At 68.4% G+C, this 23901-nt stretch carries 33 protein-coding genes; all 33 read right to left on the reverse strand.

The features are described from left to right. Nucleotides 1–56 precede the first annotated feature (56 nt). The 33 genes from infA to rfbD all read right to left on the reverse strand — a co-directional run bounded on the left by infA (nucleotide 57) and on the right by rfbD (nucleotide 23892). On the reverse strand, nucleotides 57–278 hold the full coding sequence (gene infA / locus AC07FY_RS12950; protein WP_003956442.1) for a translation initiation factor IF-1: 222 nt from the start codon (nucleotides 276–278) through the stop codon (nucleotides 57–59). A gap of 138 nt (nucleotides 279–416) precedes the next feature. After that, nucleotides 417–1268 carry a type I methionyl aminopeptidase gene (map, locus tag AC07FY_RS12955; RefSeq protein ID WP_479004667.1) on the reverse strand — a complete coding sequence of 284 codons (852 nt, stop codon included), beginning with the start codon at nucleotides 1266–1268 and terminating at the stop codon, nucleotides 417–419. 109 nt (nucleotides 1269–1377) lie between these two features. Beyond that, nucleotides 1378–2025: an adenylate kinase gene (locus AC07FY_RS12960; RefSeq protein WP_479004670.1), complete on the reverse strand. Its 648-nt coding sequence runs from the start codon at nucleotides 2023–2025 to the stop codon at nucleotides 1378–1380. Next, a complete protein-coding gene (secY, locus tag AC07FY_RS12965) occupies nucleotides 2025–3338 on the reverse strand; it encodes a preprotein translocase subunit SecY (RefSeq protein WP_069921526.1) in 1314 nt (437 codons plus the stop codon). The genes AC07FY_RS12960 and secY overlap by 1 nt, the downstream gene beginning before the upstream one ends. Nucleotides 3339–3525: 187 nt before the next feature. Continuing rightward, entirely contained in the window at nucleotides 3526–3981 is a 456-nt protein-coding gene (gene rplO / locus AC07FY_RS12970) for a 50S ribosomal protein L15 (protein WP_030008473.1), read from the reverse strand. 2 nt (nucleotides 3982–3983) lie between these two features. Then, nucleotides 3984–4166: a 50S ribosomal protein L30 gene (gene rpmD / locus AC07FY_RS12975; protein WP_005313525.1), complete on the reverse strand. Its 183-nt coding sequence runs from the start codon at nucleotides 4164–4166 to the stop codon at nucleotides 3984–3986. Then, nucleotides 4166–4768, reverse strand: a complete 603-nt coding sequence (gene rpsE, locus AC07FY_RS12980) for a 30S ribosomal protein S5 (RefSeq protein WP_136213231.1) — start codon at nucleotides 4766–4768, stop codon at nucleotides 4166–4168. The genes rpmD and rpsE overlap by 1 nt, the downstream gene beginning before the upstream one ends. Nucleotides 4769–4813: 45 nt before the next feature. Continuing rightward, nucleotides 4814–5197 (reverse strand): 50S ribosomal protein L18, encoded by a 384-nt coding sequence (rplR, locus tag AC07FY_RS12985; protein ID WP_030026334.1) that lies wholly within the window; start codon nucleotides 5195–5197, stop codon nucleotides 4814–4816. 2 nt (nucleotides 5198–5199) lie between these two features. Beyond that, nucleotides 5200–5739: a 50S ribosomal protein L6 gene (rplF, locus tag AC07FY_RS12990; RefSeq protein ID WP_030653648.1), complete on the reverse strand. Its 540-nt coding sequence runs from the start codon at nucleotides 5737–5739 to the stop codon at nucleotides 5200–5202. A gap of 20 nt (nucleotides 5740–5759) precedes the next feature. Continuing rightward, nucleotides 5760–6158, reverse strand: a complete 399-nt coding sequence (gene rpsH, locus AC07FY_RS12995) for a 30S ribosomal protein S8 (RefSeq protein WP_007265911.1) — start codon at nucleotides 6156–6158, stop codon at nucleotides 5760–5762. 220 nt (nucleotides 6159–6378) lie between these two features. Beyond that, nucleotides 6379–6564, reverse strand: a complete 186-nt coding sequence (locus tag AC07FY_RS13000; RefSeq protein ID WP_003956452.1) for a type Z 30S ribosomal protein S14 — start codon at nucleotides 6562–6564, stop codon at nucleotides 6379–6381. A 5-nt stretch (nucleotides 6565–6569) separates the two neighbouring features. Next, a complete protein-coding gene (rplE, locus tag AC07FY_RS13005; protein WP_030298216.1) occupies nucleotides 6570–7121 on the reverse strand; it encodes a 50S ribosomal protein L5 in 552 nt (183 codons plus the stop codon). Then, nucleotides 7121–7432 (reverse strand): 50S ribosomal protein L24, encoded by a 312-nt coding sequence (rplX, locus tag AC07FY_RS13010; protein WP_150258782.1) that lies wholly within the window; start codon nucleotides 7430–7432, stop codon nucleotides 7121–7123. Before rplX ends, rplE begins: the two co-directional genes overlap by 1 nt. 2 nt (nucleotides 7433–7434) lie before the next feature. Further along, complete coding sequence (gene rplN / locus AC07FY_RS13015; RefSeq protein WP_003956455.1) at nucleotides 7435–7803, reverse strand: 50S ribosomal protein L14; 369 nt, start codon at nucleotides 7801–7803, stop codon at nucleotides 7435–7437. A 109-nt stretch (nucleotides 7804–7912) separates the two neighbouring features. Beyond that, nucleotides 7913–8197: a 30S ribosomal protein S17 gene (gene rpsQ / locus AC07FY_RS13020; RefSeq protein WP_030773830.1), complete on the reverse strand. Its 285-nt coding sequence runs from the start codon at nucleotides 8195–8197 to the stop codon at nucleotides 7913–7915. Beyond that, a complete protein-coding gene (gene rpmC / locus AC07FY_RS13025) occupies nucleotides 8197–8421 on the reverse strand; it encodes a 50S ribosomal protein L29 (RefSeq protein WP_008739703.1) in 225 nt (74 codons plus the stop codon). The genes rpsQ and rpmC overlap by 1 nt, the downstream gene beginning before the upstream one ends. After that, entirely contained in the window at nucleotides 8421–8840 is a 420-nt protein-coding gene (rplP, locus tag AC07FY_RS13030) for a 50S ribosomal protein L16 (protein WP_030026326.1), read from the reverse strand. Before rplP ends, rpmC begins: the two co-directional genes overlap by 1 nt. Before the next feature lie 5 nt (nucleotides 8841–8845). Further along, nucleotides 8846–9685 (reverse strand): 30S ribosomal protein S3, encoded by an 840-nt coding sequence (gene rpsC, locus AC07FY_RS13035; RefSeq protein ID WP_479004678.1) that lies wholly within the window; start codon nucleotides 9683–9685, stop codon nucleotides 8846–8848. After that, the gene (rplV, locus tag AC07FY_RS13040; protein WP_007265904.1) at nucleotides 9685–10032 is read right to left on the reverse strand and encodes a 50S ribosomal protein L22; all 348 of its coding nucleotides are present in this window, start codon (nucleotides 10030–10032) and stop codon (nucleotides 9685–9687) included. The genes rpsC and rplV overlap by 1 nt, the downstream gene beginning before the upstream one ends. A 42-nt stretch (nucleotides 10033–10074) precedes the next feature. Then, nucleotides 10075–10356, reverse strand: coding sequence for a 30S ribosomal protein S19 (gene rpsS, locus AC07FY_RS13045; protein ID WP_249767356.1), 282 nt, complete (start codon nucleotides 10354–10356; stop codon nucleotides 10075–10077). Nucleotides 10357–10368: 12 nt separating this feature from the next. Continuing rightward, on the reverse strand, nucleotides 10369–11205 hold the full coding sequence (gene rplB, locus AC07FY_RS13050) for a 50S ribosomal protein L2 (protein ID WP_362583027.1): 837 nt from the start codon (nucleotides 11203–11205) through the stop codon (nucleotides 10369–10371). 39 nt (nucleotides 11206–11244) lie between these two features. Then, complete coding sequence (gene rplW, locus AC07FY_RS13055; protein WP_045945286.1) at nucleotides 11245–11568, reverse strand: 50S ribosomal protein L23; 324 nt, start codon at nucleotides 11566–11568, stop codon at nucleotides 11245–11247. Then, on the reverse strand, nucleotides 11568–12218 hold the full coding sequence (gene rplD / locus AC07FY_RS13060) for a 50S ribosomal protein L4 (RefSeq protein ID WP_031152736.1): 651 nt from the start codon (nucleotides 12216–12218) through the stop codon (nucleotides 11568–11570). Before rplD ends, rplW begins: the two co-directional genes overlap by 1 nt. Nucleotides 12219–12222: 4 nt before the next feature. After that, nucleotides 12223–12867, reverse strand: coding sequence for a 50S ribosomal protein L3 (gene rplC, locus AC07FY_RS13065; RefSeq protein WP_479004681.1), 645 nt, complete (start codon nucleotides 12865–12867; stop codon nucleotides 12223–12225). An 18-nt stretch (nucleotides 12868–12885) separates the two neighbouring features. Then, on the reverse strand, nucleotides 12886–13194 hold the full coding sequence (gene rpsJ / locus AC07FY_RS13070) for a 30S ribosomal protein S10 (RefSeq protein ID WP_003948644.1): 309 nt from the start codon (nucleotides 13192–13194) through the stop codon (nucleotides 12886–12888). 467 nt (nucleotides 13195–13661) lie between these two features. Next, a complete protein-coding gene (locus AC07FY_RS13075; protein ID WP_479004684.1) occupies nucleotides 13662–14786 on the reverse strand; it encodes a hypothetical protein in 1125 nt (374 codons plus the stop codon). A gap of 115 nt (nucleotides 14787–14901) precedes the next feature. After that, nucleotides 14902–17484 (reverse strand): N-acetylmuramoyl-L-alanine amidase, encoded by a 2583-nt coding sequence (locus AC07FY_RS13080; RefSeq protein WP_479004687.1) that lies wholly within the window; start codon nucleotides 17482–17484, stop codon nucleotides 14902–14904. Nucleotides 17485–17677: 193 nt separating this feature from the next. Next, nucleotides 17678–19510 (reverse strand): hypothetical protein, encoded by a 1833-nt coding sequence (locus AC07FY_RS13085; protein WP_479004689.1) that lies wholly within the window; start codon nucleotides 19508–19510, stop codon nucleotides 17678–17680. A gap of 65 nt (nucleotides 19511–19575) precedes the next feature. Beyond that, nucleotides 19576–20478 carry a glycosyltransferase family 2 protein gene (locus AC07FY_RS13090; RefSeq protein WP_479004692.1) on the reverse strand — a complete coding sequence of 301 codons (903 nt, stop codon included), beginning with the start codon at nucleotides 20476–20478 and terminating at the stop codon, nucleotides 19576–19578. A 6-nt stretch (nucleotides 20479–20484) separates the two neighbouring features. Then, on the reverse strand, nucleotides 20485–20940 hold the full coding sequence (locus AC07FY_RS13095) for a DUF2304 family protein (protein ID WP_479004694.1): 456 nt from the start codon (nucleotides 20938–20940) through the stop codon (nucleotides 20485–20487). Continuing rightward, on the reverse strand, nucleotides 20937–21626 hold the full coding sequence (locus tag AC07FY_RS13100) for a glycosyltransferase family 2 protein (protein WP_479004697.1): 690 nt from the start codon (nucleotides 21624–21626) through the stop codon (nucleotides 20937–20939). The genes AC07FY_RS13095 and AC07FY_RS13100 overlap by 4 nt, the downstream gene beginning before the upstream one ends. A gap of 68 nt (nucleotides 21627–21694) precedes the next feature. After that, nucleotides 21695–23026, reverse strand: coding sequence for a polysaccharide biosynthesis protein (locus AC07FY_RS13105; protein WP_479004700.1), 1332 nt, complete (start codon nucleotides 23024–23026; stop codon nucleotides 21695–21697). Further along, entirely contained in the window at nucleotides 23023–23892 is an 870-nt protein-coding gene (gene rfbD / locus AC07FY_RS13110; RefSeq protein ID WP_479005459.1) for a dTDP-4-dehydrorhamnose reductase, read from the reverse strand. Before rfbD ends, AC07FY_RS13105 begins: the two co-directional genes overlap by 4 nt. Between the last annotated feature and the right edge of the window lie 9 nt (nucleotides 23893–23901).

Here is a 23901-nt window from a genome sequence, read left to right on the forward strand (position 1 = left end):
GGTCAGTGCCACCACCCGCACCGGGACGGATGCCCAGGCAGGAGTGAGGACAAGATCTACTTGTATCGGTAGACGATCCGGCCACGCGTCAGGTCGTACGGAGACAGCTCCACGACGACCCGGTCATCCGGGAGGATGCGGATGTAGTGCATGCGCATCTTGCCGCTGATGTGCGCGAGGACCTTGTGACCGTTCTGCAGTTCCACCTTGAACATCGCGTTCGGGAGGGACTCGATCACGGTGCCCTCGATTTCGATGGCACCTTGCTTCTTGGCCACGCTTCGCCCTTCGAATCGGCTACCTTGATCGGCTCGGTGCTCCATGGAGACATGGAAGTGCACGAGAGCCGACGAGTCAGTCTACGTCAGGGCACCCAGAAAGACGAATCCGGAAAGTTTGCCCAGGAGTCTAGATCATTAACCGAGGGGGTCCGGGGCCGTGGTGACCCCGTACTCCGCCAGCTTCGCCTTGCCGCAGTCCGGGCTGGTCAGCACGATCGGACCGGCCTCGGTCAACGCGATGGAGTGCTCCCAGTGCGAGGACCAGGTGCCGTCCGTGGTGATCACCGTCCAGTCGTCCGCCAGGACCTCCGTCTGGGCCGTGCCCAGCGAGACCATCGGCTCGATCGCCAGGCAGACGCCCGGGACCAGCTTGATCCCCTTGCCCCGCTTGCGCGAGACGTAGTTCAGCAGGTGGGGGTCCATGTGCATCTCGGACCCGATGCCGTGGCCGCCGTAGTCCTCGATGATCCCGAACTTGCCGAGGCTGTGCTCACCGGTGGCGGGCCGCGGCTGGCGCTTGATGTACGTCTCGATCGCCTTGGAGATGTCCACGAGCCGGTTGCCGAGCTTCATCGCGGCGATACCGGCCCACATGGACTCCTCGGTCACCCGCGAGAGCTCCACGAGCTCCGGGGCGTGTCCGGTGCCCACGAACGCCGTGTAGGCCGCGTCGCCGTGCCAGCCGTCCACGATGGCGCCGGCGTCGATCGAGATGATGTCGCCGTCCTTGAGGACCGTCTTGTCGTCCGGGATGCCGTGGACCACGACCTCGTTGACCGAGGTGCAGATGGTCGCGGGGAACCCGCCGTAGCCCAGGAAGTTCGACTTGGCGCCGGCGTCCGCGATGACCTTGCGGGCCACCATGTCCAGATCCCGCGTCGTGGCGCCCGGTACGGCCGCCTCACGGGTCGCCGCATGGATCGCGGCGACGACCAGCCCCGCCTCGCGCATCTTCGCGATCTGCTCGGGGCTCTTGATCTGGACCATGGAAATGCCTTCCACCTCTGGTGCGGGTCTTCTCAACAGTACGGCCGCGATGCCCTGGGGACACCGCGGCCGTACCTCTAACTTGCCTGCTGGGGGGCTGCCCCCGCGCCTACTTCTGCAGGGCGTCCATCGCGCGCTTCGTGACGTCCGCGACCTCACCGAGGGCGGGGATGGTCACGAGCAGGCCCTGGGCCTTGTAGTAGTCGATGATCGGCTCGGTCTGCGTGTGGTAGACCTCGAGCCGGTTGCGGACCGTGGCCTCGGAGTCGTCGCCACGCTGGTACAGCTCGCCGCCGCACTTGTCGCAGACGCCCTCGGCCTTCGGCTTCGCGTACGCCACGTGGAAGACGTGCGAGGAGTCGTTGCGGCAGATCCGCCGGCCGGCGATCCGCTTGACCACCTCGTCCTCCTCGACCTCCAGGTCGAGGACGGCGTCCAGCTTCATGCCGGCGTTTCGCAGCATCTCGTCGAGGGCCTCGGCCTGCGACACGTTGCGCGGGAAGCCGTCGAGCAGGAAGCCGTTCGCGGCGTCGGGCTGCTCCATGCGGTCCTTGGCCATGGCGATGGTGACCTCGTCGGGCACCAGGTCGCCGGCGTCCATGAACGCCTTCGCCTGCTTGCCCAGCTCGGTGCCCTGGCTGATGTTTGCCCGGAACAGGTCGCCCGTGGAGATGTGCGGGATCGACAGGTTCTTGGCAAGGAACGCGGCCTGCGTTCCCTTGCCCGCACCGGGCGGTCCGACGAGGACGATTCGCATCAGCGGAGGAACCCTTCGTAATTACGCTGCTGGAGCTGGCTCTCGATCTGCTTCACGGTTTCCAGACCCACACCCACGATGATCAGGATGCTCGTCCCGCCGAACGGGAAGTTCTGGTTCGCTCCGAAGCCGGCCAACGCCATCGTCGGCACAAGAGCGATGAGACCCAGGTACAGCGACCCCGGCCAAGTGATCCGGTTGAGCACGTAGCTCAGGTACTCGGCGGTGGGTCGACCGGCACGAATACCCGGGATGAACCCACCATACTTCTTCATGTTGTCTGCAACTTCCTCGGGGTTGAACGAGATCGCCACGTAGAAGAACGCGAAGAAGACGATCAGGAGGAAGTAGACGGCGATGTAGTACGGGTGGTCGCCCTTGACGAAGTGCTTCTGGATCCACGTCGCCCAGCCGGCGGTGGACCCGCTGAACTGGACGACCAGGGCCGGGATGTACAGCAGCGACGAGGCGAAGATGACGGGGATGATGCCCGCCTGGTTCACCTTGAGCGGGATGTAGGTCGAGGTGCCGCCGTACGCACGGCGTCCGATCATGCGCTTCGCGTACTGCACCGGGATCCGGCGCTGGGCCTGCTCGACGAAGACGACCAGGCCGACCATGGCGAGACCGACGAGCATGACGACGCCGAACTCGACCCAGCCGTCCGCGATCTTGCCCTGCTCCTTGATGGCCCAGAGGGCCCCGATGAAGCCGGCGGCGATGGAGATGAACATCAGGATCGACATGCCGTTGCCGATGCCGCGGTCCGTGATGAGCTCACCGAGCCACATGACGACACAGGTACCGGCCGTCATGGTGACGACCATGACGACGGTGGTGAAGATCGAACGGTTGGGGACGATCTGACTGGCGACCTGGCAGCCCTGGAAGAGGGCACCGGTCCGGGCGGTGGCGACGAGGCCCGTGCCCTGGAGGATCGCGAGCGCGACCGTCAGATAGCGCGTGTACTGAGTGATCTTCGCCGTGCCGGACTGGCCCTCTTTCTTGAGGGTCTCCAGCTTCGGGATGACCACGGTCAGCAGCTGCAGGATGATGCTCGCCGTGATGTAGGGCATGATGCCGAGCGCGAAGATCGTGATCTGCAGCAGCGCACCGCCGCTGAACATGTTGACGAGACCGAACAGCCCGTTGCTGCTGCCTGCCTGGTCGACACAGATCTGGACGTTCTTGTAGCTCACGCCGGGTACCGGGATATGGGACCCGAGCCGGAACAGCACGATGATGCCGAGCGTGAAGAGCAGCTTCTTGCGCAGGTCGGGCGTCTTGAACGCCCGGGCGAACGCGGTGAGCACGGTGCCTCCTGCGACCCCCGCGCACGTGCGTCAGAGGTGACGGTCTGAGGGATCGACGAATACGACAAAGCAAAGGTGCACGCCACCTTACCGGCGAGTGTGCCTCCCGTGGAACGACCAACCGGGGATGCCCCATATGTGAGGCATCCCCGGTCGGGTTTCGTGCTATTCAGCCACTGGATTCGTCTTAGACGAGCTCGGTGACAGTGCCACCGGCAGCGGCGATCTTCTCCTTGGCGGAGGCGGAGACGGCGTCAACCGAAACCTGCAGCGCCACGGAGATCTCGCCCTGGCCCAGGACCTTGACGAGGCTGTTCTTGCGCACCGCGCCCTTGGCGACCAGGTCGGCCACCGTGACCTCTCCACCCTCGGGGTAGAGAGCGCCGAGCTTGTCCAGGTTGACGACCTGGAACTCGGTGCGGAAGGGGTTCTTGAAGCCCTTGAGCTTCGGCAGGCGCATGTGGAGGGGCATCTGCCCGCCCTCGAAGCGCTGCGGGATCTGGTAACGGGCCTTCTGGCCCTTCGTACCACGACCGGCCGTCTTACCCTTCGACGCCTCACCACGACCGACACGGGTCTTCGCGGTCTTGGCGCCGGGGGCGGGACGGAGGTTGTGGGCCTTCAGCGGGCTGTTCTCAGCCATGATTAGTCAACCTCCTCAACCGTCACGAGGTGGCGGACGGTGTGAACCATTCCGCGGAACTCGGGGCGGTCCTCCTTGACGACCACGTCGTTCAGGCGCTTGAGCCCGAGCGAACGCAGAGTGTCGCGGTGGTTCTGCTTGCTGCCGATGTACGACTTCGTCTGCGTGATCTTGAGGCGGGCCATCAGACACCCGCCCCAGCACGTGCACGAAGCAGGGCCGCGGGGGCGACGTCCTCGAGGGGCAGACCGCGGCGAGCCGCGATCTCCTCGGGACGCTGCAGGCCCTGGAGGGCCGCCACGGTCGCGTGCACGATGTTGATCGCGTTGGAAGAGCCGAGCGACTTCGACAGGATGTCGTGGACGCCCGCGCACTCCAGCACGGCACGCACCGGACCACCGGCGATGACGCCGGTACCCGGGGAAGCCGGCTTGAGCATGACGACGCCCGCCGCCTTCTCGCCCTGGATCGGGTGAGGGATGGTGCCCTGGATGCGCGGAACCTTGAAGAAGTTCTTCTTGGCTTCCTCGACACCCTTGGCAATGGCCGCGGGAACTTCCTTGGCCTTGCCGTAACCGACACCTACCGTGCCGTCACCGTCGCCCACCACGACCAGCGCGGTGAAGCTGAAGCGGCGACCACCCTTGACAACCTTGGCGACGCGGTTGATCGCGACAACGCGCTCAACGTAAGCGGTCTTCTCGGCGGCAGGGCCACCGTCGCGACCCTTCCGGTCCCGCCGCTCGCCGCCACCGGCACCGCTTCCGCGGCGCTGGGGTCCAGCCATTGGATTACCTCTCTCTGTTACGTCCGTGAGTCCCGGAACCGGGGCTTAGAACTTCAGCCCGGCTTCGCGGGCGGCGTCAGCCAGAGCGGCAATGCGCCCGGCGTATCGGTTGCCACCGCGGTCGAACACGACGGTCTCGACACCCGCGGCCTTGGCACGCTCGGCGACGAGCGCGCCGACAGCCTGGGCCTGGGCGCTCTTGTCGCCTTCGCCACCGCGGATCGAAGCGTCCAGGGTCGACGCCGACGCCAGGGTGTGACCCTGGAGGTCGTCGATGACCTGAGCAACGATGTTGCGGTTGGAACGCGTCACGACGAGGCGCGGACGCTCCGCCGTACCCGAGACGTTCTTGCGGATGCGGATGTGGCGGCGAGCCTTGGCCGCGCGCTTGTACGCGTCGCCCTTGGCGATCTTCACACCGTATGCCATGGCTACTTACCAGCCTTTCCGACCTTGCGGCGGATGACTTCGCCGGCGTACTTGACACCCTTGGCCTTGTACGGGTCGGGCTTCCGCAGCTTGCGGATGTTGGCGGCGACCTCGCCGACCTTCTGCTTGTCGATGCCCTCGACCGAGAACTTGGTCGGCGACTCGACCTTGAAGGAGATGCCCTCGGGCGCCTCCACCAGGATCGGGTGGCTGTAGCCGAGCTGGAACTCCAGGTTGGAGCCCTTCGCGGCCACGCGGTAACCGACACCGCTGATCTCGAGAGCCTTGACGTATCCCGTGGTCACACCGGTGATCATGTTCGCCACCAGCGTGCGGGACAGGCCGTGCAGGGCCTTGTTCTGACGCTCGTCGTTCGGACGGGTGACGTTCAGAACGCCGTCCTCGTCCTTGACAACTGCGATGGGCGCCTTGACGGTGTGCGCGAGGGAGCCCTTGGGGCCCTTCACGTTGACCGTCTGGCCATCGATGGTGACGTCCACACCGGCGGGAACCTGGATGGGGAGCTTGCCGATTCGCGACATTGCTTTTCCTCCGTTCCCGACTACCAGACGTAGGCGAGGACTTCCCCACCTACGCCCTTCTTGCCTGCCTGCTGGCCGGTCAGGAGACCGTGGGACGTGGAGATGATCGCCACGCCCAGGCCGCCGAGGACCTTCGGCAGGTTGGTGGACTTCGCGTACACGCGCAGACCGGGCTTCGAGATCCGCTTGATGCCCGCGATGGAGCGCTCACGGTTCGGCCCGAACTTCAGCTCGAGGACGAGGTTCTTGCCGACCTCGGCGTCCTCGACCTTCCAGCCGGTGATGAAACCCTCTTGCTTGAGGATCTCCGCGATGTGCGACTTGATCTTGCTGTGCGGCATCACGACGGTGTCGTGGTACGCCGAGTTAGCGTTACGCAGACGCGTGAGCATGTCTGCGATCGGGTCAGTCATGGTCATGAAGTGGCCTTCGGCCTCTCTCGCCGGGGTTTCCTGTATGCGCCATCCCTCTCCCCACTCAGTGGCGGGACGGGTGCGGTGCGGGGACCTACGGCGTAGTAAGTCGATAGGGCGGCGGACGCCCAACCCCACAAGCCTACGGCATGCGGGCAGGGCGGTCCGCCGACCTGATGCTTACCGAGAGCGTCTGGAAAACCTCAACACCCAAAGGGCGGGAGGATTACCAGGAGCTCTTGGTCACGCCCGGCAGCTCGCCACGGTGAGCCATCTCACGAAGGCACACGCGGCACAGGCCGAACTTGCGGTACACGGAGTGGGGGCGACCGCAGCGCTGGCAGCGGGTGTACGCACGTACACCGAACTTGGGCTTGCGGGCAGCCTTCGCGATGAGAGCCTTCTTCGCCATCTCGCTTACGCCTCCTTGAAGGGGAAGCCGAGGTGACGAAGGAGCGCGCGGCCCTCGTCGTCGTTGGTCGCCGTGGTGACCACGGTGATGTCCATACCCCGGGTACGGTCGATCTTGTCCTGGTCGATCTCGTGGAACATGACCTGCTCCGTGAGACCGAAGGTGTAGTTGCCACGGCCGTCGAACTGCTTCGGCGACAGACCACGGAAGTCACGGATACGCGGAAGCGCGAGCGACAGCGTACGGTCCAGGAACTCCCACATGCGGTCACCACGGAGGGTGACGTGGCAGCCGATCGGCTGACCCTCGCGCAGCTTGAACTGCGCGATGGACTTGCGGGCCTTCGTGACGGCCGGCTTCTGACCGGTGATCGTCGTCAGGTCGCGGATGGCGCCGTCGATCAGCTTGGAGTCGCGGGCGGCGTCGCCCACACCCATGTTGACCACGATCTTCACGAGGCCGGGAATCTGCATGACGTTCTCGTAGGAGAACTCCTCACGCAGCTTGCCCGCGATGTCCTCGCGGTACTTCGTCTTGAGACGCGGAGTGGTAGCCATCAGATGTCCTCACCCGTCCGCTTGGCAACGCGGATCTTGTTGCCCTCGTCGTCGAAGCGGTAGCCGACGCGGGTGACGACCTTCTTGCCGTCCTTCTCCACAACCAGCTGAACGTTGCTCACGTGGACCGGGGCCTCGGTGATGACGATGCCACCGGCCTGGTTCTGCGCGGCCTTGGTGTGCTTCTTGACCCGGTTGACACCCTCGACGAGGACACGGTTCTCAGCGGGGAAGGCAACGATGACCTTGCCCTGCTTGCCCTTGTCCTTACCGGTGATGACCTGGACCAGGTCGCCCTTCTTGATCTTCATGCTTACAGCACCTCCGGCGCGAGCGAGATGATCTTCATGAACTTCTTCTCGCGCAGCTCACGGCCGACGGGGCCGAAGATACGGGTGCCGCGAGGGTCGCCGTCGTTCTTCAGAATGACGGCGGCGTTCTCGTCGAAGCGGATGTACGAGCCGTCCTGGCGGCGGCGCTCCTTGACGGTGCGAACGATGACCGCCTTGACGACGTCACCCTTCTTCACGTTGCCACCGGGGATCGCGTCCTTGACGGTGGCGACGATGACGTCACCGATGCCCGCGTAGCGGCGACCGGAGCCACCGAGAACACGGATGCAAAGGATCTCCTTGGCACCAGTGTTGTCGGCGACACGCAGTCGCGACTCCTGCTGGATCACGTCTATCTCCTGTTTGTCTGCCGGTTCCCGGCGGGGGCCTCACACTCCGAAGAGCGGCGGCCCCCACCGAGCCTGGCGGAACGAATCCGGGGGAAACCCCCCGGACGGGTTACTTGGCCTTCTCGAGGATCTCGACGATGCGCCAGCGCTTGCTCGCCGACAGCGGACGCGTCTCCATGATGAGGACGCGGTCGCCGACGCCGGCAGCGTTCTGCTCGTCGTGCGCCTTGAGCTTGTTCGTACGGCGGATGACCTTGCCGTACAGGGCGTGCTTGACGCGGTCCTCGACGGCGACGACGACGGTCTTGTCCATCTTGTCGCTGACGACCAGACCCTCACGGGTCTTGCGGAAGCCGCGCTCGGTCTTGTTCTCGGTCACGTTGTTCTCGCTCATCAGGCGCTCTCCACCGTCTCGATACCGAGCTCACGCTCGTGCATCAGGGTGTAGATGCGAGCGATGTCCTTGCGGACGGACTTGAGCCGGCCGTTGTTCTCCAGCTGACCCGTGGCCGCCTGGAAGCGGAGCTTGAACAGCTCCTCCTTGGCCTCGCGCAGCTTGCCAACGAGCTCCTCGTTGCCGAGCTCACGCAGCTCGGACGCCTTGGTTCCCGTCGCCATCACGACTCACCTGCCTCGCGCCGAACAATCCGGCACTTCATCGGAAGCTTGTGAGCAGCGCGGGTGAGCGCCTCACGAGCAATCTTCTCGTTCGGGTAGGACAGCTCGAACATGACCCGACCCGGGTGCACGTTGGCGATCCACCACTCGGGAGAACCCTTACCGGAACCCATGCGGGTCTCGGCGGGCTTCTTCGTGAGCGGACGGTCCGGGTAGATGTTGATCCAGACCTTGCCGCCACGCTTGATGTGGCGGGTCATCGCGATACGAGCCGCCTCGATCTGGCGGTTCGTGACGTAGGCGGGGGTGAGCGCCTGGATGCCGTACTCGCCGAACGAGACCTCAGTACCGCCCTTGGCCATACCGCGGCGCTTCGGGTGGTGCTGCTTACGGTGCTTGACCCTACGAGGGATCAGCATGTTGGTCAGGCCTCCGTTCCGGTGCTCTCAGCCGGAGCGGCGGCGGGGGCGTCGGCCTTGGGGGCCTCGGCACCAGCAGCCTGCTGCGGCTTGCGGCCACCACGGCCGCCGCGCTCGCCACCACGGCCACCACGGCCGGCGGGACGGTCGCCAGCGCCGGCACCACGGGCCGGGCGGTTACCCGCACGGGCCGCAGCGTTCTCGGCGCGAACCTCGGCGATGTTCTTGACGTCGCCCTTGTAGATCCAGACCTTCACACCGATACGGCCGAAGGTGGTCTTGGCCTCGAAGAAGCCGTAGTCCACGTTCGCGCGCAGCGTGTGCAGCGGCACACGACCCTCGCGGTAGAACTCGGAGCGGGACATCTCGGCGCCGCCGAGACGGCCGCCGCACTGGATCTTGATGCCCTTGGCGCCGGCCTTCATCGTGCCCTGCATGCTCTTGCGCATGGCACGACGGAAGGAGACGCGGGAGGAGAGCTGCTCGGCAACGGCCTGGGCGACCAGCTGAGCGTCGACCTCGGGGTTCTTGACCTCGAGGATGTTCAGCTGGACCTGCTTGCCCGTGAGCTTCTCGAGGTCCCCGCGGATGCGGTCGGCCTCGGCGCCACGGCGGCCGATGACGATGCCCGGACGAGCGGTGTGGATGTCCACACGCACGCGGTCACGGGTGCGCTCGATCTCAACCTTCGAGATGCCGGCGCGCTCCATGCCGGACGTCATCATCCGACGGATGGCGACGTCTTCCTTGACGTAGTCCTTGTACAGCTTGTCGGCGTACCAACGCGACTTGAAGTCGGTGGTGATGCCGAGCCGGAACCCGTGCGGGTTTACCTTCTGGCCCATTACCGGGAACCTTCCTTGCTGCTGACGACCACGGTGATGTGGCTGGTCCGCTTGCGGATCCGGTAGGCACGGCCCTGGGCACGCGGACGGAACCGCTTCAGGGTCGGGCCCTCGTCCACGTACGCCTCGCTGATGACCAGCGTGGAGGCGTCCGGGTGGTTGTAGTTGTGTGCGGCGTTGGCAATGGCGCTGTCCAGCACCTTGCCGACGGGCACGCTCGCGGCCTGCGGGGCGAAACGCAGGACCGCCTGAGCCTCCGTGGCATCCATGCCACGGATAAGGTCCACCACGCGGCGGGCCTTCATGGGCGTGACGCGGATGTACCGCGCCTGGGCCCTGGCTTCCATGCTTGTCCCTTCGGTGTAAGTCATAGTCGTAACCACCCCGCGTTAGCGGCGCTTCGACTTCCGGTCGTCCTTGACGTGGCCGCGGAAGGTGCGAGTCGGCGAGAACTCGCCGAGCTTGTGGCCGACCATCGACTCGGTGACGAACACCGGGACGTGGGTCTTGCCGTTGTGCACCGCGATGGTGTGACCCAGCATGGCCGGGATGATCATCGAGCGACGGGACCAGGTCTTGATGACGTTCTTGGTACCAGCTTCGTTCTGAGCGTCCACCTTCTTCACGAGGTGGTCGTCGACGAAGGGTCCCTTCTTGAGACTGCGCGGCATCTAAACCCGCTCCTAGCGCTTCTTGTTCGTCTTGCGGCGGCGGACGATGTACTTGCTCGAAGCCTTCTTCGGCGAGCGAGTACGACCCTCCTTCTGACCCCACGGGGAGACCGGGTGGCGACCACCACTGGTCTTGCCCTCACCACCACCGTGCGGGTGGTCAACCGGGTTCATCGCGACACCGCGGACGGACGGGCGAACGCCCTTCCAGCGCATGCGGCCGGCCTTGCCCCAGTTGATGTTCGACTGCTCGGCGTTGCCGACCTCGCCGACCGTGGCGCGGCAGCGTGCGTCGACGAGACGGATCTCACCGGACGGCATGCGGAGGTGGGCCATGACGCCCTCCTTCGCCAGCAGCTGCACGGAGGCACCGGCCGAACGCGCGAACTTGGCGCCGCCACCGGGGCGGAGCTCGATCGCGTGGATCGTGGTACCGACCGGGATGTTGCGGAGCGCCAGGTTGTTGCCGGGCTTGATGTCGGCCGTCGGGCCGTTCTCAATCCGGTCACCCTGCTGCAGACCGCGCGGCGCGATGATGTAGCGCTTCTCGCCGTCGGCGTAGTGCAGCAGCGCGATGCGCGCGGTGCGGTTGGGGTCGTACTCGATGTGCGCGACCTTGGCCGGCACGCCGTCCTTGTCGTGACGACGGAAGTCGATCACGCGGTAGGCGCGCTTGTGGCCACCACCCTGGTGGCGAACGGTCACACGACCGGTGTTGTTACGGCCGCCCTTGCTGTGCAGGGGGCGGACCAGCGACTTCTCCGGCGTGGACCGCGTGATCTCGACAAAGTCGGCGACGCTGGAGCCACGACGGCCCGGGGTCGTCGGCTTGTACTTGCGGATACCCATTTCTCAGTCCTCGTCCGATTCCGGACGACTAGACCTCCGTTAGGAGGCCTGGCCGCCGAAGATGTCGATACGGTTGCCCTCGGCAAGGGTCACGATGGCGCGCTTGGTGTTGGCGCGCTTGCCGAAACCGGTCTTGGTGCGCTTGCGCTTACCCTGACGGTTGATCGTGTTGACCCCGGTGACCTTGACCGAGAAGACCGCCTCGACGGCCTGCTTGATCTGGGTCTTGTTGGCGCCGGGCGCGACGATGAACGTGTACTTGTTCTCGTCCAGCAGCGCGTAGCTCTTCTCCGAGACGACCGGCTTGATCAGCAGGTCGCGCGGGTCGGAGAAGGTCTTGCTGGTAACGGTCGCCTCAGACATCAGGCGTCGCTCCCTTCGGTCTCGTCGGCCTTGGGGCCAGACACGAAGGACTCGAGCGCGGCCTGGGTGAAGACCACGTCGTCAGAGACGATCACGTCGTACGTGTTCAGCTGGCCCGGCTCCAGGATGTGGACCTGGGGCAGGTTGCGGGCGGACAGCCACGCGGCCTCGTCGGCACGCTCGACGACCAGGAGCAGGTTCTTGCGCTCCGAGATCTTGCCGAACAGCGTCTTGGCGGCCTTCGTGGAGGCGGCACCCTCGACCACGCCGGTGACGACGTGGATGCGGGAGTGACGCGCACGGTCCGAGAGGGCACCGCGGAGGGCGGCGACCTTCATCTTCTTCGGGGTCCGCTGCGAGTAGTCACGCGGCTGCGGGCCGTGGACGACGCCACCGCCTGCGAACTGCGGAGCGCGGGTCGAACCCTGACGGGCGCGGCCGGTGCCCTTCTGGCGGTACGGCTTGCGGCCACCACCACGGACTTCGCCACGGGTCTTGGTCTTGTGCGTGCCCTGACGGGCAGCTGCCAGCTGGGCGACAACGACCTGGTGGATCAGCGGAACGCTGGTCTTCGCGTCGAAGATCTCCGCGGGGAGCTCGACGGTACCGGCCTTGTCGCCTGCCGGCGAAAGGATGTCAATGGTGCTCATTACCTCAAGCCCCCTTGGCCGCGGTACGGACCAGGACGAGGCCGCCGTTCGGACCGGGGACCGCGCCCTTGATGAGCAGCAGACCCTTCTCCGCGTCAACCGCGTGGATGGTCAGGTTCTGGGTGGTGACGCGCTCGTTACCCATGCGACCGGCCATGCGCATGCCCTTGAAGACACGCCCAGGGGTGGCGCAGCCACCGATCGAACCGGGGGAGCGGTGCTTGCGCTGCACACCGTGACCGGCGCCGAGGCCCCGGAAGTTGTGCCGCTTCATGACACCGGCGAAGCCCTTGCCCTTGCTCTTGCCCGTGACGTCGACCTTGACGCCGGACTCGAACACCTCAGCAGTGATCTCCTGGCCGAGCGTGTACTCGCTGGCGTCGGAGGTGCGGAGCTCCACCAGGTGGCGGCGCGGGGTGACGTCGGCCTTGGCGAAGTGGCCCTTGAGGGGCTTGTTCACCTTGCGCGGGTCGATCTCGCCGAAGGCGATCTGGACCGACTCGTAGCCGTCGATGTCGTTGGTGCGAACCTGGGTGACGACGTTCGGGCCGGCCTTGACGACGGTGACGGGAACAACACGGTTGTTCTCGTCCCACACCTGCGTCATGCCGAGCTTCTCGCCCAGGATGCCCTTGATCTGCTTAGCCATCTCTCAGATCACCGGCCCTTAGAGCTTGATCTCGATGTCGACACCGGCCGGGAGGTCGAGTCGCATCAGGGAGTCAACGGTCTTGGGCGTCGGGTCGAGGATGTCGATCAGGCGCTTGTGCGTGCGCATCTCGAAGTGCTCGCGCGAGTCCTTGTACTTGTGCGGCGACTTGATGACGCAGTACACGTTCTTCTCAGTGGGCAGCGGCACCGGGCCCGCGACCGACGCACCAGTGCGCGTCACCGTCTCGACGATCTTCTTCGCCGAGGAATCGATGACCTCGTGGTCGTAGGCCTTGAGCCGGATGCGGATCTTCTGTCCCGCCATGGCTACTCCGTAGTCCTGTCTCTATGTGGAAACGCTCTGGCCCTCGGTCGGCTGCGGGACGGATCCTGCGGCTTCTCTCCGACCCACGCGGTCGGGCGTGTCGCACTCCCTCTACAGAAAATTCCCATACGGAAATTCCCTCGTCCAAGGGGGTGCGGTCCCTGTGACCGCGGTTCGGGGGAGAAACACCCACCGAGCGCCTGGTGTGCGCCGTGCTGACACTTCCCAGAAGATTCCCGTACGTCCGTCCCCATTGCTGCCCCGGAAGGCAGATTAAGGACGACGAGTACTGTGGGACTCGCTTCCGGTCCTCCCGGCGGGAGGCGCGCAGCATCGGCACTCAGCCGAGCAACTTGAGTAGTCTGCCATACGAGGCACGTACCTGGCCAATCGGGCGGAAGACAATACCCCGCGACCCTGCGTCGTCAAACCGACGCACCTGTTCCGGGGCGGGGCGTCTCCCCCGGTCAGGACCTGGTCAGGCTGCCGCAGCCCTCCTGGCCGGCCGTGTCGATGCCCTTGCTCCGGTCGTAGGGGTCCTCGGGCGTCCCGGAGGGCGTCGCCCCGGCCACCGGGTCCCCGTCGAAGGCCGGGTGCAGGTAGCCGTCGTACACCTCGCACGCGCTGTTGCCTAGGTCGACGCGGGACGTCTCCAGCCACAGCCGGCCCGGAGTGGACTCCCACGTGCGCCGGTCCGCGATCGACAGGGTGATCTCGCGGCGCACGATGGTCCGCTCCACCTGGTCCGCGCCGGGCGCGGCCTTCACGAACGGGTAGACGAAGGTGTAGTCGGCGCGGATCCTGGCCTGGCCGGGCTGCCCGCCGGGCTCGACCCACATCCGGCCGCGGACCTTGACCACCTCGCCCACCAGGGCCAGCCGGGCCGGGTCGTACCGGGTGAACAGGTTCAGCGGGTCCTGCTCCCTGCCCGGCTTCACCAGCGACGCGTCCAGGCGGGCCGCCGTCTGCTCGTCCTTGGGATCCAGCAGGGCAAGCGCCGCCTCGGGCCGCTCCCCGCGCAGCACGGCGGGGTCGAGGTTGGACGCGATCAGGAACCGCCTGGTCTTCTCCAGCGCGTCCGCGACCTGCGCCTGCGTCATCCCGCCGACGGCCTCGGCCGCGGGGAGCTCGATGCCGGCCGCGCCGTCCGCCCACTGGAGGGCCGGCGAGCCGCGGAAGGGCTCGCGCGGGGTCGGCAGGTCGGGGTCCACCGACGGCGGGGCGGCGGTCGGGGCGGTCGTCTCCGGGGCAAGAGTGGTGGCGGCGGAAGCCCGGCGGCCCTCCGCAGCGCCCGTGACGCGGTCGATCAGCAACTCCGGCCATACGGCGACCAGCGCGGCCCCGGCGATGGCGGCGACGGCGAGCGCCGCCTTCAGCCCCCGCCGGCGCCCGGCCCGGGCCTGCCTCTCCCGCGAGCCCGGCCCGGTGCGCCACCCGGGCGGCTCCGGCTCGTTCCGCAGCCGCTCGGTGACCATCCGCTGCCGGGCGGACGGCTCCCGCGGCGCGCCCGCCGGGCCCTCGGCGGCCCGCTCCATGAACCGCGCCCACTCCTCGTCGGAGACGCCCGGTCCGTCGTTGTCGTTCGCTGCCATGTTCCTGTTCCCCTGTCCCCACGTGCCCGTGCCCGGTCCGGTCCCGAAGCGCGGGAGAGGCCCCGCACCCGAGGGTGCGGGGCCTCTCCCCTGCGCGGAGACCGACTCAAGGCCGCTAGCTGAAATAGCCGGTGATGTCCGCGATGAGGTCCACGGACCCCGAGTTGTTGAAGAAGCTGACCTTGCCGTCCACGACCGGCACGACCACCAGGTTGGGGATCGTCAGACCGGCGGTGAAGTTCAGGTTCGAGGCGCTCGTGCGGGTCGTACCGCTCGGGAACACCGACACGAAGCTGGACTCGGTCGGGTTCGTCGCCGTCACGTTCAGGACCACGGCCTTGACGCCCGCCGCCGGGATGCCGCCGACGCCCGCCACCGGCAGGGTGACGACGCTGCCGCCGGCCACCGGGCCCGGGCGCACACCGAGGCCCGTGCGGGTGTCCATCAGGCGCTTGGGGCCGAAGCTCGACTGCAGGGCGCCCGAGGCGCTGTCCGAGAAGTAGCCCGTGATGTCGGCGAGGAGGTCGACGGTGCCCTGGTTGTTGTAGAAGCTGACCTTCCCGTCGACGACCGGGACGACCACCAGGTTGGGGATCGTCTGGCCCGGGGTGAAGTTCAGGTTCGAGGCGCTGGAGCGGGTCGTGCCGCTCGGGAACACCGACACGAAGCTCGGCTGCGTCGGGTTGGTGGCCGTCACGTTCAGGACCACGGCCTTGACGCCCGTCGCCGGGATGCCGTCGACGCCCGCCACCGGCAGGGTCACCACGCCGCCCGAACCGACCGGGCCGGCCGGGACGCCCGTGCCCGTACGGGTGTCCATCAGGCGCTTCGGGCCGAAGTTCGTCTGCGTGGCGCCCTCGCCGTTCGAGGTGAAGTAGCCGGTGATGTCCGCGATCAGGTCGACGGTGCCCTGGTTGTTGTAGAAGCTCACGGTCCCGTCGACGACCGGGACGACCACCAGGTTGGGGATCGTCTGGCCCGGGGTGAAGTTCAGGTTCGAGGCGCTGGTGCGGTTCGTGCCGCCCGGGTACACCGACACGAAGCTCGGCTGCGTCGGGTTGGTCGCCGTCACGTTCAGCACGACCGCGGTGGGCGTACCGCCGGTGGCGGCGGTCACCGGCAGGGTCACCACACCGCCCGAACCGACCGCGCCGGCCCGAACTCCCAGGCCCGTACGGGTGTCCATCAGGCGCTTCGGCGTCAGCGGCACGAATTTCGCGCCCTTGACGTCCGCCTCGACGACGACCGGGAGGCTCGTGGAGACCTTGCCGTTGGCGGCGGTGGAACGGACCCGGACCTCGTGGCGGCCGTCGGTCACCACGACGGTCGCCTTGCGGGCGGACGCGTCGGTGGTCGCGACGGTCTCGCCGTCGACGAGCAGTTCGAACGTGCGGAGTTGGCCGCTCGCCGTGCTGGTGGTCCAGTCGACCGTGAGGGCCGCGCCGCTGGGCAGGGTGGCGCCCGGCGCGGCCGCCGCCCCGTTGACCGAGGCGATCTTCAGCTGGGCCGCGGGGCCCGTCTTGCGCAGCGCGTCCAGCTGCGGGTAAAGCTGGTTGCCGGGGCACTCGGTGTTGAAGCCGTCGCGGTGGCCCGAGAGGGTCTTGAAGGCGTACTGCTGGCCCTGGGTGAACCCGGTGCCGAAGAAGTTGGTCTGGGTGGCGCCGGCGGTCAGCGTCGTGGTGCCGTTCATGTCGCCGTCGTACTGGCCCAGCTTGTACGCGGCGATCCTGGAGATGCCTTCGAGCGCGGCGGCCGAGGCTCCGGCGTTCGTGTGGTCACCGAGGACGGCGACGCTCGTCGACTCCTGGTTCCACCCGTAGGTGTGCGCGCCCAGGACGGGCTGGTCCACACCGCCCTGACGGCCCTCGAAGAGGGTGCCGCACTTGTCGACGAGGAAGTTGTAGCCGAGGTCCCGCCAGCCCCTGGTCTGCACGTGGTAGACGTGCAGACCGCGCACGATGGCCGCCGACTCGGAGCACTCGTACGGCGCGGCGGACGCGGTGTGGTGCACGAAGAACGCCTTGATCTTCGCCCCGGGGAGGTAGATCGGGCCCTCGTCGTTCAGGGACTCGTCCGCGCCCCACTGCACGCGCGAGACCACGTCCGGCCGCGGCGCCGTCGACTCCGGTCCCGGCGTCGTCGGGGCGGGGTCCACGGCGGGGAGGGCCAGGGACGCCGGCCCGAGGCTCAGGGCGCCCTTCTTCTTGCCCTGCGCGGCGCCCTCGCCCGGGTCCACCAGGTTCAGTTCCATGCCGGCCGGCAGGTCGCCGCCGCCACCGCCGATCCGTACCTCGGCACCGTCGGACGGACCGACCCAGACGGGCTCGGTGGCGCCGCGCAGACCCGGGCGCTTGCCGTCGAGTCCGGACTCGGCCTGCTCCAGCACCGTCCACTTCGACCACTTGCCGGTGGCGGCGTCCCGGGTGCGGGCCTCGATCCTGCCCTTCACCTCGGCCTCGGGGTCGGTCCAGGAGACGCCCAGCATCCCGAAGGGCTCGGTGTCCTGCTGGGAGAGGACGGCCTCGCCCCTGCCCTTGGGCTTCAGTGCGAGCCTGTGCAGCTCCCCCTCGACCGGGCCCTTCTCACGGGCGCCCGCGCTGTAGGGCGACACCGCGGTGTCGTCGACGCCGTTGGCGACCCCCTGTATGCCGAAGACGGCGACGACACCGAGCGCGGCGGCAACAGCCGTTCCGCGCACACGACCTAGTTTCACGTTGTCCCCAACCCCTGTGGCGATTCCGCCAGAACACATGTCCGACCGGCCGGATGCTACTGGCCGTCAGTGACAGTCCGGGCAGGGGGGTGGACGTGGGGGAACCGGGGCCGGGGACGCGCGAGGGCCCCCGTCCGCGACGAACCGCGGTGCGGGGGCCCTGGGTTGGGGCGGAAGGCTACTGCTTCGCCTTCTGCTCCTGCTCTTCCTTCTTCAGCTCCGAGGCCGGCGCCTTGCGCCCGCAGACGGACTGCCAGTTCAGCGGTCCGATGCCGCCGCACCACAGTTCGCCGTCGTCGCGGTTCTGCCGCCAGTCGGCGGTGATGATGTCCGCGCAGCTCTTCTTGTTCGGCGCGTAGCGCGGGCAGGTGCCGTCGGCCTTCTTGATGGTGTGGGCCCGCCAGGCGTCGATGCCCATCGACATGTTGTCGGACTGCGGCATGTACCGGTTGACCGACCAGGACACGCCCATCGTGGCGAACAGCGCGATCACGCACACCATGCCGGCCGCGAGCTGGGCGACCACCCGCCGGGGGACGACGCGGGCGGCCGGGTCGGCGCCGCCGGGCCGCAGCGTCCGCTCGGCCCAGCCGGAGCCCCGGTTGACCACGGCCATCATGCCGAGGACGGCCAGGATCATCAGGCAGTACATGATGATCCAGGTGGTGCGCGGGTAGAGCTGCACGGCCTTGTCGTGCGCCATGTGCGAGGCGAACCAGAAGCGGGCCAGCCAGGCGCCGGCCAGCGTGGCGGCGGCGGTCAGGACCATGATGTTGCGCAGCGCCAGGCCGATGCCCAGCCCCACGGCGAACAGCAGCAGCAGGGCGAAGCCGCTCTGGCCGGCCATCTCGCCGGCCTCCGGCCAGGTCTGGTACTCCAGCTTCCCGGACCGGTCGGAGACCCAGCCCAGGACGTAGGTCGGGTCGGCGTACACGGCCAGGAAGGCGTAGCGGTCCGGGGTCTGGGAGCCGAGCCGGGCCATCTGGTACAGCAGCGGGGCGCCGACGACGCCCGCCGTCAGCAGCGTGACGCCGATGAACGCGCCGGCCCGCTTGACCGCCGTCTTCCCGGCGCGCCAGGGGAAGAGGAACAGCGTGAGCACGAACACGCCCGGCGCGGCCCAGACGTACCAGCCGGAGTACCAGAGGAAGACCACGCCGAAGACGAGGCCGAGGACCGCGCCGCGCACCAGCGACCGGCGCAGCGGACGGTCGGCGGAGCGGCGCAGCTCGCGCAGGCAGTAGCCGAGCAGCGGCAGCAGGACGAGCATGCTGCCGTGGCTGTAGGGGCGGATCGGGTCCATGAAGAGGATGGCCGAGGGCACCGCGATGAGCAGCGCCCAGAACGGGCGCAGCAGCAGCCGCCAGGCCAGGTACGTCATGGGGCCGGCGATCGCGGTGAAGAAGATCTGGAAGTCCTTGAGCGCGAACCCGGTGCCGCCGGGGACGTCGTAGCGGATCTTCGCCCAGACGGCCATCAGGCCGGGGAACAGGGGCGGGTAGATGCCCGACATGCTCTCGCCGTGCAGGAACGAATTGGCCATGGCGATCAGGGCGCTCGGGTCGCCCTCCTGGCCGCCGAGACCCCAGGGCGTACCGCGCAGCGCGACGACCACGCCGCCGGCCAGGACGCCGGTGGCGAGTCCGGCCAGCGCCGCGCACACCAGCCGCTTGGCCACCTGGTGGCGGCGGAGGTGGCCGCGGTAGGCGGTGTACAGCAGCACCGCGAGCAGCGGCAGGGCGAGGACGGCCACGTACTGCTGGAGCTTGGCGAGACCGCTGACCTGACCGACCCGGATGAGCGGGTTGACGCTGATGTGCGTGCTCAGCAGGGTGAACCCGAGGGCGGCCACCAGGCTGACGACGGCCTCGGCCAGCGGGAGCACCCACCGCTTCGCGAGCCACTCCCGGCTCCGAGAGGCGGACGGACGGCCCTTGCCTTCCGCTGTCGGGGCGGGGCGGGGCGCCGGAGCGCCGGCCTCACCGACCTCCTCGGGGGCCAGGTGTGTCATCTCAGTCCGTTTCGTCGGTGCGGTGCCGGCCGTCTGCCGTCGGCCGTGGGCTGCCGGCTGCCGGTTCAGTTCTGGCCGGAGGTGAAGGCGTGCTTCGCCAGGGTGCGGGCCCCGGCGCGCTGCCCGCGGCGCAGCGCGCCGGGGAGCATGGTGAGCGCGTGCAGGCGGGAAGCACTGTGGAAGCGCGCCGCTCGGGCGGCCCTGGTCCACCCTCGGGCGTCCATGCGGGCGGCGACCGCGGCGAAGTAGCGCTCGGCCTCGGCGAACCGGGTGCCGGAGAAGGCCTGCACCGAGGACTCGCTGACCGCGTGGCGGCGGTACTGGAAAACGGTGGTCGAGTTGTCGATCACCATCTGCTCACCGGCCTCCAGCAGGTCGACCACGAGCGCCAGGTCCTGGATCACCGAGTAGTCGTCGCGGAAGTTCACCTTGCGCAGCGCCTCGCCGCGCCAGGCGATGGAGGGGAAGTACAGCCAGTTCCCGCGCAGCACGCTGGCGGCCAGCTCCTCGCCGCCCATCACACGGCGGCCCTTCACCTGCGGTGCGTACAGCCGCTTCTTGGTGTTGTCCGCCAGACCGCCCTGCACCACCCGGCCCGAGCCGTCGATGACCTCGACGCCGGGCTGGACCATGCCGACGCCCGGGTGGGCGGCGACGATCCCGCGGACGGTCTCCAGGTAGTGCGGGTGCAGGATGTCGTCGCAGCCCATGATGACTACGTGGTCGGCCTCGGAGAGCTCCACGCACTTCTGGAAGTTCTTGGTGATGCCGAGGTTCCGCTCGTTGCGGGTGTAGCGGACCCGCTCGTCGCCGAGCTGCTCGAACCAGCCGGGCACGTCCGGCTCCTTGCCGTCGTCGATGACGACGAGCCGGAAGTCGCGGTCGGTCTGCGCCAGGACGCTGCGCACGGCGTCCTGCATCAGCCGCACGTCCCCGTAGTAGGGGAGCATGAAGTCGAAGGTCACCATGGAGCGTCAGGCCTTCACGGAGTCGGAGTCGGCGGCGTCGGCTTCGGCATCGGCTCGGGCGACCGCGGACGGGCCGGCGGAGGCGCCGGAGCCCGCGGCCTGGTCCTGGCCGAGGCGCTCGTCGTTGTGCCGTACGCCCTCGTTGATGGCCACGGTGCGCGCCAGGTCCGTGATCTTCTGCTCCAGCGACCGGAAGCGCAGGAAGGTGTTGAGCGTGAGGAAGCCCATCGCGAGCACCATCACGTAGAGCACCAGGTCGGTGCCCCGGCCGACGCCGAGCTGCTGGGCGAGCCAGGTGACGTCCGTCGGGCGGAGCACCGCGTAGACGTTGACGATCACGAACACGGAGAACGCTATGCGCTTCCACGCGCGGTTCTTGGCCTGGCCCCAGGTCCGGATGAACATCAGGGCCATGGACACCGAGCCGACGATCAGCAGCAGCTGGATCCAGAAGTACTTCATCGACGCCCACGCTCCCGCAGCGAAATGTCAAAAAGGATGTTGACGCCGTTGATCAGGGACTGACCCTTGGCGCGTGAGTAGTCGGTGTAGAGGATGTCCACCGGGACCTCGGTGACCCGCAGGTCGGAGCCGGCCAGGAAGCCGACGAGCTCGGAGGCGTGCGCCATGCCGTTCATGGTGATGTTCAGCTGCTCGGCGGCCTTGCGGCTCAGCACGCGCAGACCGTTGTGGGCGTCGGTGAGCTTGAGCTTGCGGGCGGTGGGGCTGACCGCGGCGGCCGTACGCAGCACCACCTGCTTGATCCACGGCACTTGGCCGTTCTGCTCGATGAAGCGGGAGCCGAGCACGACGTCGGCCTCGTCGCGGCGCAGCACCGCGACCATCGTCTCGACGTCCTTGGTCTGGTGCTGACCGTCCGCGTCAAAGGTCGCGAAGTAGCGGGCGCCGGGCTGGGCGAGCGCGTACGTGAGGCCGGTCTGGAGGGCCGCGCCCTGGCCGAGGTTGACCGGGTGGCGCACCAGGTGCGCACCCGTGGTGGCTATGTGCCGGGCCGAGTCGTCCGTGCTGCCGTCGTCGACGACGACGATGTTGGGGAACGTCTTGCGGGCCCCCTCGACCACGTCGGCGATCACCTGGCCCTCGTTATAGGCCGGTATGACCAGCCAGACATCGTCGTAATCGGACACGGTAGCTCCAGCGGAACGGGGCACAAACGAGTGCTCGGTGATCGGTGTGAGGTCGTGGGCGGGCATGGTCATGTGCCGACCGCGCCCACGCCCAGGCCGGCCGTGTCGGCCATCCGCCCGGGCCCTTCGGTGGCTGCCGCAGCCGCTCCGGGGAAGCTCAGCCTCAGCGCTGCCAGCATAGCGAGCACGGTGGCGAGGGAACCGACGGCGTAGGCAACGATCACGCGCACGGCCACGTCCCCCGGGATCAGGGTGATGCCCACCAGGACCGCGGTTCCGAGGGCCCAGCAGAGCAGTTGCAGGTTGTGCCGCTTGAATACCATGAGCGCCTGGCCGAGGACCATCGCGAACATGTACGCCACGGTTCCCGCGGACATCAGGAAGAAGTCGAAGCAGCCCAGCCGCGGCTTGGCGCCGAAGAGCACCTCGATCAGCCACGGACCGAGCGCGGTGGCGGGCACCCCGCCGAGCAGGCCGAGGCCGCCCACGACCAGCGCGATCCGGCGCAGCATCGCCCAGAACGCGGCCCGGTCCCCGGCCGTGAACGCCGCGGTGAGGCCGCTGAGCAGCGAAGCCTGGAGCGAGCCGAAGACGAAGAGCGGCACCCGCGCCAGGACCAGCGCGCTCAGCAGCGCCGCGATCAGCACGCTGTCGGTCGGGGCCAGCAGTTTGGTGCTCAGGACCGCCGCGTTGACGACGGCCTGCGACAGCAGGGTCGCGCAGATGAGCAGGCCGAGGCCGTTGCACAGCTCGCGCCAGGCGATCGGCTCGCCGGGCCCGACGGCGCGCAGCAGCGCCGGCAGGGTGACCAGCGTCGCGACGACGGGCGCGAGGGCGAGGACGAGACTGAAGGCGAGCGCGGAGTGCAGGCCGAGCAGTGCGCAGCCGAAGGCGAGCACGATCCGCAGGCCGCCGTCGACGGCGAGCTGCGTGCCGTACGCGGCGAAGCGCCCGAGCCCGGCCAGGACGCCGCGGGTGAGGTAGCAGACGGCCATGCCCGCGAAGGCCCCGCCGAGCGCCGCCACCAGGGAGCGGTCGCCTTGGAAGAGCAGGTCGGCGATGCCGTCCGCGGCGAGGGCGAGGACCAGCAGGGTCGCGCCGAGCATCCCCGCGGTCAGCAGAGCGGCCCGGCGCAGAACCGGGGTGGTGCCCTGGCCCAGCACGACCCGGGCCGAGACGATCCGGGTGAGTTCCTGTTCGATGGGGAAGAAGACGCCGATGCCGACGGACATCACGATCGTCCACAGCACCGAGACGTTCGCCATGGCCTCTTCGGACAGGCTGTGGCCGGCCACGCCCAGGTGGACGTAGGAGGCCGCGCCGAGCACGACGGTGCCGCCGGCCACCGCGACGGTGCCCGGCGGCAGCGCCGCGGTCAGCTTGTTCAGCAGGGCCCTCATCCCGTGCGGCCGTCCCGGGCGTGTGTGGCCAGTGCGGCGAAGGCCGGGGTGTCGAGCGCTTCGGCGAGCTGCTCTTGCCAGTCGGCGAGGGGAGCCAGGCCCGCTTCGGTCCAGCGGTCGTGCCCGAGCACGCTGAAGGCCGGGCGCGCGGCGGGGCGTACGAACGCGGCGGAGGTGGTCGGGCGGATCCGCTCCGGGTCCAGCCCGCCGAGCCGGTAGGCCTCGCGGGCCAGGCCGAACCAGGTCGTGCGGCCACTGGCGGTGCCGTGGTAGACCCCGCCGGGGGCGCGTCCCTCCAGCGCGGCCTCTCCCAGCTCGACCAGGCGCCGGGCGAGCGCGTGGGACCAGGTGGGCTGGCCGTGCTGGTCGTCGACGACGTCCAGGGTGTCGCGCTGCGCGGCCAGTTTCAGCATGGTGGCGACGAAGTTCGGCCCGTGCTCGCCGTACAGCCAGGCCGTGCGCACGATGTAGCCGTCCCGCGGCAGGAGTTCGGCGACGGCTCGCTCGCCCGCCAGCTTGGTGCGGCCGTACGCGTTGACCGGGCCGGTCTCGGCGTCCTCGGGGTACGGCTGCGAGGCGTCGCCGGGCAGCACGTAGTCGGTGGAGACGTGCAGCAGCCGGGCACCGGCCTCGGCGCAGGCCGCGGCGAGGACCCGTACGCCGGTGCCGTTGACGGCGGTCGCGGCCTCCTCGGCCGTCTCCGCTCCGTCGACGTCGGTCCAGGCGGCGCAGTTGACGACCACGGCGACGCCCTCGACGGCGGCCCGGACCGCTGCCGGGTCGGTGATGTCGAGGTCGGCCCGGCCCAGGCCGACGGCCTCGGTACCGTGGTCCTTCAGGACGGCCAGGAGGTCCTGTCCGAGCATCCCGGCGGC

Source organism: Streptomyces sp. NPDC045967 (assembly GCF_056430495.1).

Bases quoted from the DNA above. Each gene is read 5' to 3' on its own strand.
- map (WP_479004667.1), bottom strand. From the start codon at position 1,268: ATGGTCCAGATCAAGAGCCCCGAGCAGATCGCGAAGATGCGCGAGGCG.
- AC07FY_RS12960 (WP_479004670.1), bottom strand. From the start codon at position 2,025: ATGCGAATCGTCCTCGTCGGACCGCCCGGTGCGGGCAAGGGAACGCAG.
- rplO (WP_030008473.1), bottom strand. From the start codon at position 3,981: ATGGCTGAGAACAGCCCGCTGAAGGCCCACAACCTCCGTCCCGCCCCC.
- rpmD (WP_005313525.1), bottom strand. From the start codon at position 4,166: ATGGCCCGCCTCAAGATCACGCAGACGAAGTCGTACATCGGCAGCAAG.
- rpsE (WP_136213231.1), bottom strand. From the start codon at position 4,768: ATGGCTGGACCCCAGCGCCGCGGAAGCGGTGCCGGTGGCGGCGAGCGG.
- rplR (WP_030026334.1), bottom strand. From the start codon at position 5,197: ATGGCATACGGTGTGAAGATCGCCAAGGGCGACGCGTACAAGCGCGCG.
- rplF (WP_030653648.1), bottom strand. From the start codon at position 5,739: ATGTCGCGAATCGGCAAGCTCCCCATCCAGGTTCCCGCCGGTGTGGAC.
- rpsH (WP_007265911.1), bottom strand. From the start codon at position 6,158: ATGACCATGACTGACCCGATCGCAGACATGCTCACGCGTCTGCGTAAC.
- AC07FY_RS13000 (WP_003956452.1), bottom strand. From the start codon at position 6,564: ATGGCGAAGAAGGCTCTCATCGCGAAGGCTGCCCGCAAGCCCAAGTTC.
- rplE (WP_030298216.1), bottom strand. From the start codon at position 7,121: ATGGCTACCACTCCGCGTCTCAAGACGAAGTACCGCGAGGACATCGCG.
- rplX (WP_150258782.1), bottom strand. From the start codon at position 7,432: ATGAAGATCAAGAAGGGCGACCTGGTCCAGGTCATCACCGGTAAGGAC.
- rpsQ (WP_030773830.1), bottom strand. From the start codon at position 8,197: ATGAGCGAGAACAACGTGACCGAGAACAAGACCGAGCGCGGCTTCCGC.
- rpmC (WP_008739703.1), bottom strand. From the start codon at position 8,421: ATGGCGACGGGAACCAAGGCGTCCGAGCTGCGTGAGCTCGGCAACGAG.
- rplP (WP_030026326.1), bottom strand. From the start codon at position 8,840: ATGCTGATCCCTCGTAGGGTCAAGCACCGTAAGCAGCACCACCCGAAG.
- rpsC (WP_479004678.1), bottom strand. From the start codon at position 9,685: ATGGGCCAGAAGGTAAACCCGCACGGGTTCCGGCTCGGCATCACCACC.
- rplV (WP_007265904.1), bottom strand. From the start codon at position 10,032: ATGGAAGCCAGGGCCCAGGCGCGGTACATCCGCGTCACGCCCATGAAG.
- rpsS (WP_249767356.1), bottom strand. From the start codon at position 10,356: ATGCCGCGCAGTCTCAAGAAGGGACCCTTCGTCGACGACCACCTCGTG.
- rplB (WP_362583027.1), bottom strand. From the start codon at position 11,205: ATGGGTATCCGCAAGTACAAGCCGACGACCCCGGGCCGTCGTGGCTCC.
- rplW (WP_045945286.1), bottom strand. From the start codon at position 11,568: ATGTCTGAGGCGACCGTTACCAGCAAGACCTTCTCCGACCCGCGCGAC.
- rplD (WP_031152736.1), bottom strand. From the start codon at position 12,218: ATGAGCACCATTGACATCCTTTCGCCGGCAGGCGACAAGGCCGGTACC.
- rplC (WP_479004681.1), bottom strand. From the start codon at position 12,867: ATGGCTAAGCAGATCAAGGGCATCCTGGGCGAGAAGCTCGGCATGACG.
- rpsJ (WP_003948644.1), bottom strand. From the start codon at position 13,194: ATGGCGGGACAGAAGATCCGCATCCGGCTCAAGGCCTACGACCACGAG.
- AC07FY_RS13075 (WP_479004684.1), bottom strand. From the start codon at position 14,786: ATGGCAGCGAACGACAACGACGGACCGGGCGTCTCCGACGAGGAGTGG.
- AC07FY_RS13085 (WP_479004689.1), bottom strand. From the start codon at position 19,510: ATGACACACCTGGCCCCCGAGGAGGTCGGTGAGGCCGGCGCTCCGGCG.
- AC07FY_RS13090 (WP_479004692.1), bottom strand. From the start codon at position 20,478: ATGGTGACCTTCGACTTCATGCTCCCCTACTACGGGGACGTGCGGCTG.
- AC07FY_RS13095 (WP_479004694.1), bottom strand. From the start codon at position 20,940: ATGAAGTACTTCTGGATCCAGCTGCTGCTGATCGTCGGCTCGGTGTCC.
- AC07FY_RS13105 (WP_479004700.1), bottom strand. From the start codon at position 23,026: ATGAGGGCCCTGCTGAACAAGCTGACCGCGGCGCTGCCGCCGGGCACC.
- rfbD (WP_479005459.1), bottom strand. From the start codon at position 23,892: ATGCTCGGACAGGACCTCCTGGCCGTCCTGAAGGACCACGGTACCGAG.